Source organism: Gilliamella sp. App2-1, from assembly GCF_001690255.1.
Taxonomy (GTDB): Bacteria; Pseudomonadota; Gammaproteobacteria; order Enterobacterales; family Orbaceae; genus Gilliamella; species Gilliamella apicola_G.
Genome location: NZ_LZGR01000041.1, coordinates 1 through 2381, shown reverse-complemented (window position 1 = coordinate 2381; position 2381 = coordinate 1). Strand labels below are relative to the sequence as shown.

The following is a 2381-nucleotide window of genomic DNA, read 5'->3' as shown; positions in this document are numbered from 1 at the left end:
TAATTAAATTAAAAAAATTTTCTATTCTATCAAGTTCAATATTCATAACTAATTTATCCTTTATTTTTTATTTTATTAATATTATTTTTAAAAGTATTAATTTCATGTTCTAAATGTTTAATTCTAGCATTTATAATTTTTTGTCTAACTTCTTCATTTGGTGCATTTTTTAAATGCCCTTTATTATCAAAAGAATATGGATCTCTTTTATATTCTGCTAATTTTTTTTCATGTAATCTTATTTGTTCTTCAAGTGACCTAACTGCCCTTTGTTCACTTACACTTAAGGATTTTCCTACATTATCATTCCTCTTTCCAACTTTAGATAATGCTTTTAACCGCGCCACCTGCTGAATAATTTCTGCAGAAGCACCACCTATGACATAGCTGGAACCAACTTCTCCTGAAAGTTTACCCTCAAAATGCCCCATCATTTCACCAGCTAGTGCTGGATCATTCTTTAATGCATAATCATAAAGCTCTAGCCACTCAGTAAAAGAAATTTTAATTGCTTCATAAACTTTATCTGGATTGGTTATAGCATCATAAATACTAGTAACAGTATCTATTGGATGTAAAACCGTATTGACTGTTCCATCTACCGTATCTATTATACCATCTACTGCACCGCTAGCTTCAGCTCGTTTTTTTCCTAGAACATATTCCCAAGCTTTATCTTCATCTCCTCCAAATAATCTTTTAGCTCGCTCAATCTCATCCAAATCTTTTTCTGTTTCAGTTCTGTAATGATCTAATATATTTAGTCCATTATTCTCAACCGCATTTTTCCCCGCAGCAACGCCAGTATTGATATCTTGGATATCACCACCGGCCGCGGCGGTAGCCAGGCCAGTCGCGAGTTGAGTTAGGGCGCTGATTTGTTGTCTTTCTTCTTGGCTTAGGTCTTTGATGTCTTTATCGGGGTAAAGGATACCTGCAATAACTTCCGCACTGCGTTCACTTGCGGCAGCGCCTAAGCCACCCACTAGGGCAGAGTTGCCTTGCAGCTGCGCAACCACCCCGCCCAAGATGGCATGGCTGACCGTGTTGGCAATGTGGTCTGTTTCCCATTTGCCGGTTTCAGGGTTGTAATGCTCGGTTTGTTTTTTTATGGCACTGGCAATTTTTGGTGCCAGTGCCCCTGCAACCGCCCCTGTCATGTCGCCACTGATGATGCCGTTGATAAGATTGACCGCCATGTCAATGCCTTGACGGGTTTCACTGCCCATCGCCGACATGCCTTGATTCATCGCTTCTTTGTAGGCGTCTTCGTAGATTTTTTGTTGCTGTTCGTCAGTTAAGACCGTTTTATTGTTTTTGGCCTTTTCTTGCTCTTTGTTTAAAGCCTCTTTCGCTTTTGAGGTGGCGCTGATTCGGTCAATATGATTAAGCATCGTTAACGTTTCACCACCAATTTCACTCACGAGCCGTGTTTGGTCGATGATGCTTTGCTCTTTGTCTTTGTTAAAGATATGTTTGAGCGCATGACTCGCATGCTCGGTATCATGACTTAATTCGTTAATCGCTTGTTTTTGCTCGCTTTCATGGCGGATAACCATCGTCCCTGCCGATACCGCTGAGTGCGTGGTCGAGTTTTTGCTTGCTTGTTTGTTAAGACCCGTTGGTATCGATGGCATTCCACTGGTGTTGACGCCTGCACTGCTGCTACTTACCTTGTAGTCCGCTTGGTTTTTTATATCACTAAAGCTGATTGTGCCGGTGTCAAGACGGTTTTTGCTCTTGTCTTTTGCTTCTGAGGCTATCACTGCCCCTTTTAAGTCGGTGTGGTTGCCCACCGTGATGTCAAAGCCCCCTTTGCCGGCAAAAATGCCCGACTGGTCCGTCACACTTTGCCAAGTGCTGTCCATTTTGGTTTGGCTTGCTGCAGCATTTGCGCCATTTGTACTCCCCCATGAAACACTGCCCCCCAAGGATGTTGAGCTGTTTTTGGAATGGTACTCATCGCGGTCTTGTTTCGATTCTATATTGAGGTTATGACCAATATCGGCTTCCACCCTATCCCCTTTGACTTGTCCCGCCACAATGTTGGCGTCATTACCGGTGATAAGAGTAAGCTTATTGCCCGCTTCAACCACGCTTTCACGCCAGTCGGTGCCATTGCCTTTTTCGCGTGATTTGCTTTGGCTGGCATTGGCTGATAGGTTAAGACCATTTTTTTCTCCCCCAACTTGATAACCCACCCCCAACGAGCCACTGCTGCTCTTTTCTTTGCTCTCGGTTTTTATCGTGTTTTTTTGACCGATGATGTTAACATTATGGTTCGCCTTGAGCTTCGCATCATGACCCGCTGACACCTGACTGCCGATGATATTGATATCACCTCGCTCTTTTTGCCCATTGCCTGTCGCAATAATGCTGAC

1 protein-coding gene is annotated in these 2381 nt (G+C 43.0%); it reads right to left on the bottom strand.

The window, feature by feature from the left end:
* Nucleotides 1-53: 53 nt before the first annotated feature.
* Nucleotides 54-2381 (bottom strand): hemagglutinin repeat-containing protein (locus A9G22_RS05130; RefSeq protein WP_176700233.1); only part of this gene is annotated, 2328 nt, incomplete at its 5' end.